The organism is Mycobacterium sp. TH-M103, assembly GCF_057473785.1.
Genome location: NZ_JBYCLG010000172.1, coordinates 1 through 7,749 on the forward strand (window position 1 = coordinate 1; position 7,749 = coordinate 7,749).

8 protein-coding genes are annotated in these 7,749 nt (G+C 67.4%); 4 read left to right on the plus strand and 4 right to left on the minus strand.

Annotated elements, in window-relative coordinates:
• The coding region (locus AC2VOR_RS09580) for an MMPL family transporter (protein ID WP_486963677.1) at positions 1–1,340 on the plus strand (1,340 nt) is incomplete at its 5' end.
• A gap of 7 nt (positions 1,341–1,347) precedes the next feature.
• Here the strand turns inward: AC2VOR_RS09580 and AC2VOR_RS09585 are convergent.
• Positions 1,348–2,130 (minus strand): SDR family oxidoreductase, encoded by a 783-nt coding sequence (locus tag AC2VOR_RS09585; protein WP_369738728.1) that lies wholly within the window; start codon positions 2,128–2,130, stop codon positions 1,348–1,350.
• 161 nt (positions 2,131–2,291) lie between these two features.
• Between AC2VOR_RS09585 and AC2VOR_RS09590 the strand changes: the two genes are divergently transcribed.
• Positions 2,292–3,347, plus strand: coding sequence for a DUF732 domain-containing protein (locus AC2VOR_RS09590; protein ID WP_369738729.1), 1,056 nt, complete (start codon positions 2,292–2,294; stop codon positions 3,345–3,347).
• A gap of 11 nt (positions 3,348–3,358) precedes the next feature.
• Here the strand turns inward: AC2VOR_RS09590 and AC2VOR_RS09595 are convergent, their stop codons facing one another.
• The 3 genes from AC2VOR_RS09595 to AC2VOR_RS09605 all read right to left on the minus strand — a co-directional run bounded on the left by AC2VOR_RS09595 (position 3,359) and on the right by AC2VOR_RS09605 (position 6,393).
• On the minus strand, positions 3,359–4,228 hold the full coding sequence (locus AC2VOR_RS09595) for a hypothetical protein (protein ID WP_369738730.1): 870 nt from the start codon (positions 4,226–4,228) through the stop codon (positions 3,359–3,361).
• 82 nt (positions 4,229–4,310) lie between these two features.
• Positions 4,311–5,186, minus strand: coding sequence for a glyoxalase III HchA (hchA, locus tag AC2VOR_RS09600; RefSeq protein ID WP_486963678.1), 876 nt, complete (start codon positions 5,184–5,186; stop codon positions 4,311–4,313).
• 40 nt (positions 5,187–5,226) lie between these two features.
• A complete protein-coding gene (locus AC2VOR_RS09605; RefSeq protein WP_486963681.1) occupies positions 5,227–6,393 on the minus strand; it encodes an acyl-CoA dehydrogenase family protein in 1,167 nt (388 codons plus the stop codon).
• Positions 6,394–6,543: 150 nt separating this feature from the next.
• Between AC2VOR_RS09605 and AC2VOR_RS09610 the strand changes: the two genes are divergently transcribed.
• Both AC2VOR_RS09610 and AC2VOR_RS09615 read left to right on the plus strand, forming a co-directional pair.
• Positions 6,544–7,074, plus strand: a complete 531-nt coding sequence (locus tag AC2VOR_RS09610; protein ID WP_486963679.1) for a nuclear transport factor 2 family protein — start codon at positions 6,544–6,546, stop codon at positions 7,072–7,074.
• A gap of 7 nt (positions 7,075–7,081) precedes the next feature.
• The coding region (locus AC2VOR_RS09615) for an NAD-dependent epimerase/dehydratase family protein (RefSeq protein WP_486963680.1) at positions 7,082–7,749 on the plus strand (668 nt) is incomplete at its 3' end.

A 7,749-nucleotide genomic window follows, 5' to 3' on the forward strand; every position in this document is an offset into this window, starting at 1 on the left:
TCCACCAGGCCGACATGATGCAGACGACCATCAACGACATGACCAAGATGCAGAGCATCACCACGCAGATGGCCGACAACATGCACGTCATGGTCAAAAAGATGCACGATATGACCATGGACGTTGCCCAATTGCGGGACAACATGGCCGATTTCGAGGACTTCTTCCGGCCCATCCGCAGCTACTTCTATTGGGAGAAGCACTGCTACGACATCCCGGTGTGCTATTCGCTGCGGTCCGTGTTCGACGCCCTCGACGGCATCGACACGATGACCGACGACATCCAGAGCCTGCTGCCCGTCATGGATCGCCTCGACGCCCTGATGCCCCAGATGGTGGCGCTGATGCCCGGGATGATCGAGAACATGAAGGCCATGAAGACGACGATGCTTACCATGTATTCGACGCAGAAAGGGTTGCAGGATCAGCAGAACGAGGCGCAGAAGAACGCCAGCGCGATGGGCAAGGCGTTCGACGCGTCCAAGAACGACGACTCGTTCTATCTGCCGCCGGAGACGTTCAACAATGCCGAGTTCAAGAAGGGCATGAAGAACTTCATCTCCCCCGATGGCCATGCCGTGCGCTTCATCATCAGCCATGACGGCGATCCGATGTCGGCCGAGGGCATCGCGCACATCGCCGCGATCAAGAAGGCCGCCTACGAGGCTGTCAAAGGCACGCCGCTGGAGGGCTCGAAGATCTATCTCGGCGGGACCGCGGCAATGTACAAGGACCTCAGGGACGGCAACACCTACGACCTGTTGATCGCCGGAATCGCCTCGCTGTGCCTGATTTTCATCATCATGCTGATCATCACACGCGGGGTCGTGGCCTCGGCGGTCATCGTGGGCACCGTCCTGCTGTCGCTGGGCGCGTCCTTCGGGCTCTCGATGCTGATCTGGCAGCACCTCATCGGCATCGAACTGCACTGGATGGTGCTCGCGATGTCGGTCATCATCCTGCTGGCCGTCGGCGCCGACTACAACCTGCTGTTGGTGGCGCGGTTCAAGGAGGAGATCTACGCCGGTTTGAACACCGGCATCATCCGGTCGATGGGCGGCACCGGCTCGGTCGTCACCTCGGCGGGGCTGGTGTTCGCCTTCACGATGATGACGATGGCGGTCAGCGAGCTGACCGTGATCGGCCAGGTCGGCACCACCATCGGCCTCGGCCTGCTCTTCGACACGCTGATCGTCCGCTCGCTGATGACCCCGGCGATCGCCGCGCTGCTGGGCAAGTGGTTCTGGTGGCCGCAGCGGGTCCGGCAGCGGCCCAAGCCGTCACCGTGGCCCAAGCCGGTCCCGGCCGAGCAGCCCGAGTTCGCTTCGACCCTGCGCTGACGCGAGACTACGTCACCCACTCCGGTTGCTCGCCGATGTCGGCCGCGGAGAAGTCCTTGTGGCCCAAGCCTGCCGTGGTGCCGCCGTCCACGACGAACTCCGAGCCGGTCGAATAGCTGGACTCGTCGCTGGCGAGATAGACCACCAGGTGGGAAACCTCTCTGGGGTCGGCGGCGCGCCCCAGCGCGGTCTGGAAGAGATCGTCGGGAACCCACTCGGTCATGGGCGTCTTGATGAGCCCGGGATGGATCGAGTTCACCCGGATCCCGCTCGGGCCCAGCTCCAGTGCCGCCGATTTGGTCAGCCCGCGGACGGCGAATTTGGTTGCGGTGTAACCGTGGCAGGCGATAGTGCCGGCCATCCCCTCGATGGAGGAGATGTTGATAATCGAGCCGCGTCCCGCTTCCTTCATGGGTTTGACCACGGCGCGGATGCCGAGGAAGACCCCGGTCAGGTTGATGTCGAGGATCCGCTGCCACTCGGAGAGCTCATAGTCCTCCAGCGTGCCGATGTTGATGATGCCGGCGTTGTTCACCAGCACGTCGACACCGCCGAACTCGGCCAGCGTGGTGGCGACCGCCGCCTCCCACTGCTCGGGTTTGGTGACGTCCAGGTGCACATAGCGGGCGGCGTCACCGACTTCGGCGGCCACCGCCTTGCCCTCGTCGTCGAGGATGTCGCCGAAGACCACCTTGGCGCCCTCACCGACCAGCATGCGCACGTGCGAGGCCCCCATCCCCCGCGCGCCGCCGCTGACGAGCGCGACCTTTCCCGCCAACCGATCCGCCACCGCATGTCTCCCGTCGTGTCGCAGGGTCGTTAGCACCATACAGATGCGTGCAGATGTATGACCAGGGGTTGAGGGCTTCCACCGGGACTTTCGGCCCTCGCGATCGCCGCCCCGCCACGGAAGCATGGATGCCAACCCCCAGACCGTGGCGAGGACCGCACATGCCTGATCCACAAGACCGCGAACGCGACGGGTCGCCGTCGGGCAGCAGCCCGCGCGGGTCCGCACCGTGCTACCTGCCGAATGTGATCGCGGCGATCGCCGCGAGCGTGGGCATCGTGGTCGGCAGCGCGGGCCCCTGGGCGAGCCGCGCCTGGATCGCTGCGAACGGTGCCCCAGCCGGCATCTGGTGGCAGGGACAAACCACCTTCGCCCTCGCGGCCGTTGCCGGCGCCGCGTTGTTCATCCTGCTGCACCGCGTGCGGATCGGGTCGGGCACGCGGTGGCTGCTCGCACTGGCGTGGCTCGCCCCGGGCGCAGGGCTGGTGTGTCTGCTCATCGCGATGGTCAACATCGTCAACGTGACATCGGCCGCCGACCGACTGGTCGGCCTCCACGTCGGTTGGGGCTTGTGGCTGGTCGCCATCTCCGCTGTGGTGCTGTGCGCCATGGCATCCGTGGCCGCCGCACAGGTCGGTGCGGTGATCAGAGGTTCCCGGGCAGGGGTCCACGCGGCGATCGCGATCTCGGTGCCGATCTTGCTCGGCGTCGCCCTCTACGTCCCGATCCGCTGGGCCGCGGTCAGCCCGCACCCCGGCCGGGACCCGCAACCGCCGATCAGCGCGCCGGTGCCCGTGCTCTCACCGCAGTCACCGCCATCGACGGCGATTCCGGCCACCGTCGCGCCCCAATCGCCCGAAATCGCCGAGGTGCAGCAGCTGTGGCTGACCGCCCTGCAGAAGCATCACCCGGTCCAGGACTTCCTGGCCGCCGTGCAAGCGGCCGGCGTCACCGGGCTGGAACCGGCGCTGTTGAACAACGGTTACCGGGTGTGCGGGGAACTCTGGAATGGCGGCATGGACGGTGTCCAGGCGGCCAAGGACCTGCAGAAGCGCTATCCGACACTGACCCTCAAACAAGCGGCTCAATTCGTTCTCGCCGCAGCTGAGAATCTGTGCCCGACGAGTGCCTATGCCGGTGTGTACAACTGGTGGGAATCCGGCGGCGGTGCCGGTGCCGGCGGCGGCGGCGGTGCCGCCGGCGGCGGCGGCGGATGACCGCTGAACTGCTACGGCCTGACCACATCGAAAATCGCCGCGGCGGAAGTGACCGCCTTGTCGGCGTTGCCCTCGTCGTGCAGCAGCATGCGCACACCGACGCGCCCGGACCCGCCCGCATGCGCCGTGCCCTCGACGCGGAACGGACCCACCTTGCCGCGCGACATGAACATGACGTGCCAGCTGACCACCTGCACCATGCGGGTGCCGGCCAGTTCGGCGGCCAAGTCGGTGGCCGCGGTTTCCAGGACGACGTGCTGGGGCCCGATGTGCAGGGCCGCGTCCGGCGAGGCGAGTTCGGCGCTGAGCGCGGGCAGCACCCAGTGGCCGTCGTCGCGCTGGCTGGCACCGAAGGCCTGCCACAGCGGCGGCAGCTCGGGCGAATCCTCGATCACCAATTCGGTGCCCGAAACGTCCATTCTGCCAAGGCCTTCCGGCGGGATCCCGATGATCGCGCCCTGGCCCTCGTTGAACGCGATGACCCGGGCGGGGTTGTCGGCGTCGACGATGGTGCACCGTCCGTACCCCATGGTCCGGCCCTGATGCACGATGCCCGATCCGACGATCTCGATCCTGCTGACGTCGTAGCCGGGGTCGACGATCTGCACCGAGGCGATCACGGGGTTGGGCACCGCGACCATGTCGGTCTGGCACCCCTCCGGTGAGGAGATGGCCAGCGGTGCCACCAGGAGCCCGCCCGCCTCGTTGCGCATGTCGCGACGGATCGCGACGGTGTCGTCGGGGTCGCCGAGGTCCATCGACGAGTGCTTGCGGCCGATGTAGCGGTAGCTCAGCAGACCCGTCCAGCGGCGGAACAGTTCGTCGCGGTAGGCCGCAGAGTCGCCGGCCAACTCCCGGATGTCCCGCAGTTGGTCGCCCACTCCCGGCCGCCTTTCCCCGATGTCGGGCTATCGCACTGCTGAGCGACTGTACAGACCCGGGGCGGGAGCGGCCAGGAGCTGATCAGCCGTCGACGGCTTCGAGCAACGCCTCGGCGGCAAGCCGGCCCAGCGCGTCGGACGCGAGCGGGCTGTCGCCGGTGATCAGCCGGCGATCCTGGTGGACCTTGCCGGTCATGTCGTCGTTGAGGATCTTCAGGCCCTGCTTGCCCAGCAGATCCCCGACGAGCCACGGGAGACGGCCCGGCAGGTAGCCGATCTCGATGTTCGGCCCCTTGTCGAGTGCGTCGGGGAAAACACAGACCGAGTAGCCCTTGAACGGTGACTCCTCCTTGTCCAGCGCGCCGGCGAGCAACGCGGCCGGGCCGTGACAGAGCGTGATGATGAACTTGTCGTTGGCCAAGGCCCAGTCGAGCGTGCGCCCCACGATCCGGCTGTCCGGAAGTCCCACCAGCGCGCCGTGGCCACCCGGGATGAACACGGCCAGGTAGGGGGATTCGGGCCCCAGCTCGTGATCGACGACGTCCGAAAGCCTCTTGGGCTGTTTGAGCTTCGGCTTGAGGGCCTCGTAGGTCGACAGCACCGCCTCGTCCTCGCGCGGCATCGCCCAGAGCTCCAGTTTGGCCGGGTAGCCGGAGATGGTCGCGACGTCGACGTCGAAACCGGTCTCCATCAGGTGGTGCAGGGGGAGCAGCGTCTCGACGGGGTGGTTGCCGGTGGAGAACATCGTGCCGTTCTCCAGCAGGACGTAGCGCTCCTCGGTCGCGATCAGGAGCACTTTCCACCTGCCGCCGATGTATGCGCCCGGGTGCTGCACACCGTCGAAGTCGGTCTTGGGCGACGTGTACTCGTTCAGCGAGTACGCGGAGGGGAAGAATGCGTTGTCCTCCGCCTCGTCGGGCCTGGGGTCCTTACTCAGATCGTCTGCACCGGATGCCATCCAGGGGTACTGCCCGCGCGGGAGCACCCGTAAACGCTCATCACGAGAATCTGCCCCGCCGCACCTGGTTGAACGGCACGCCGCGGTCGGCTGTGTACTCGCGCGGAAAGTTCAGGACCCGCTCGCCGATCACGTTGCGTGCCATCTCCGTGGTGCCGCCGCCGATGCTGGCGGCCTGGCGCCCCAGATAGCGCGTGCCGACGTCGAGCAGGCCCGCCGCGTCGTCGACGACGGCCGCCGAGCCGGCCACGGCCAGCGCGGTGTCGGTCTCGACGTCGTGCACCGCGGCCATCGACAGCCGGGTGATCGATCCCGCCGCCGGGGGCAGCGAACCGGCGACGACGGCGTGGAAGACGTGTTCGGCAAGTTGCCCGTGCACGGCCCGGTGCACCAGGGCCCGGCCGGCGCGCTCGCGCGCGCGTTCGCTGCCGCCTGCCTTCTCAACCAGCGACAGCAGGTCGATCGAAATGTCTTCGGCGTCGGCGATTCCGGGCCCGCTGGTGTACTCCGAACCATCCCCCATCGTGCGACGCTCGTGGTAGAGCTGCCGCGACGCGACGTCCCAGCCCTTGCCCGGTTCCCCGACGACGGCGTCGTCGCCCAGGACGACGTCGTCGAGGAACTCCTCGCAGAACTCGACCGAGCCGTTGACCTGCTTGATGCGGTTGATCGTCACGCCGGGATGCCGCAGCGGCAGCAGGAACATCGTCAGGCCCTCGTGCTTGGGCACGGCCCAGTCGGTGCGGGCCAGGCACAGGCCGTAATCGGCGGCGAACGCCCAGGTGCTCCACGTCTTGGCGCCATTGAGGATCCACCGGCCGTCCCGGCGTTCAGCGCGAGTGATGACGCCGGCCAGGTCCGAGCCGCCGCTGGGCTCGGACAGCAGCTGCACGAGCACCTCGTCGCCGCGCAGCGCCGCGCCGATGTGGGTGCGTTTCTGCGCTTCGCTGCCCATGTCGAGGATCGTCGCGCAGCAGATGGCGAACGAGGGCACGTTGAGCAGCAGCGGCATCTCGTAGGCGGCGGTCTCGGCGTCGAACACCTTCTTGTACTCGTAACCCAGTCCGAGCCCGCCGTAATCGCGGGGAAAGCAGATGCCCGCGAATCCCCCGTCGTACAGCCGCTTTTGCAGTTCGCGGGCCCGCTGCCAGGACTCCGGCGCGTCACGCTCGAGCGCCCTGGCCTTGTCGGGGTCCAGTGGCGGCATGTTCTCGGCGAGCCAGGCCCTGGCCCGGCCGCGAAATTCCGCGACCGACTCCGTCACCGGGGACCTCCGTCCTTGCCCATCAGGACAGGTTTACACTTCACGGAACAAATGTCACGCCCAGCATCAACGATCAACCGGAATCGAGCCGCAATGACAGAAGGCGCACCCGACGTGATCGCCGACAACGACACCGCCACGCTGCTGGCCATCGAGGCCATCAAGCAGCTCAAGGCCCGCTACTGCCGCTACCTTGACACCAAGGACTGGGCGTCCTGGCGCACGATCTTCACCGACGATTTCGTCAGCGACACCGCCGAGGCCGGCGGCAAGGTGATCGTCGGCGCCGACGAGTTCGTCGCCTTCCTGCGCAAGACGCTCGGGCGGCCGGCACAGGTCACCGCGCACCAGGTGCACGCACCCGAGATCGAACTGACGTCACCGACGACGGCGCGCGGGGTGTGGGCGCTGCAGGACGTGGTGCGGCTCGGGCCGGGGGTGACGCTGGTCGGCTACGGCCACTACCACGAAACCTACGAAAACGTCGCCGGCCGCTGGCTCATCAAGAGCTCCAAGCTGACTCGGCTCCGCGAGGACATCACCACTCCCCTGTTCTCGGTCTACGTCTCGGACCGGATCCGCAGGGCGATCGGCAGGCTCGCCGGCCAGCCGGCGGGGAGGTGACCCGCCGATGACCGTCGACACCATCCTCGTCACCGGCGCGTTCGGGCAGATCGGCAAGCGGTGCACCGAAATCCTGCTCGACCGCGGCCGAACCGTCGTCGCGATGGACCTGCGCACCGATAAAACCGTTGCGGCCCAAAGAGAATTATCCGCCCGCCCCGGCACGCTGATACCGGCCTACGTCGATCTCCTGGATCCGGCCGCGGTGCGCGAACTCCTCACAACCCATCAGCCCGAGGCGATCATCCACCTCGCGGCGATCGTCTCGCCACCCTCTTACCGCAACCCCGCGCTGGCCAGAAAAGTCAACGTGGGCGGCACCGAGAACCTGCTGGCGGCCGCGGCCGAACTTCCCGACAAGCCGCTGTTCCTGATGGCCTCCAGCGCCGCGGTCTACGGGTCGCGCAATCCTTATCGCCACCCGGAACGCATCACCCCCGACACCCCGGTGAACCCCATCGACCAGTACGGCCAGGACAAGGTGCTGGCCGAGGCCGCCATCGGAGCCAGCGGCCTGCCGTATGCGCTGTTCCGGCTCGCCGGGGTCGCGTCCCCGGACACCCAGGGCAGCATCAACGGCGACTACCTGGCGCTCATGCGTTCGATGCCCGGTGACAACCGGATCCACATGGTGGACGCCCGCGACGTGGGGCTGGCGTTCGCCAACGGCGTCGA

What these genes read in the sequence shown, in the direction of transcription:
- AC2VOR_RS09610 (WP_486963679.1), top strand. Translation starts at nt 6,544, where the DNA reads ATGACAGAAGGCGCACCCGACGTGATCGCCGACAACGACACCGCCACG.
- hchA (WP_486963678.1), bottom strand. Translation starts at nt 5,186, where the DNA reads ATGGCATCCGGTGCAGACGATCTGAGTAAGGACCCCAGGCCCGACGAG.
- AC2VOR_RS09605 (WP_486963681.1), bottom strand. Translation starts at nt 6,393, where the DNA reads ATGCCGCCACTGGACCCCGACAAGGCCAGGGCGCTCGAGCGTGACGCG.
- AC2VOR_RS09590 (WP_369738729.1), top strand. Translation starts at nt 2,292, where the DNA reads ATGCCTGATCCACAAGACCGCGAACGCGACGGGTCGCCGTCGGGCAGC.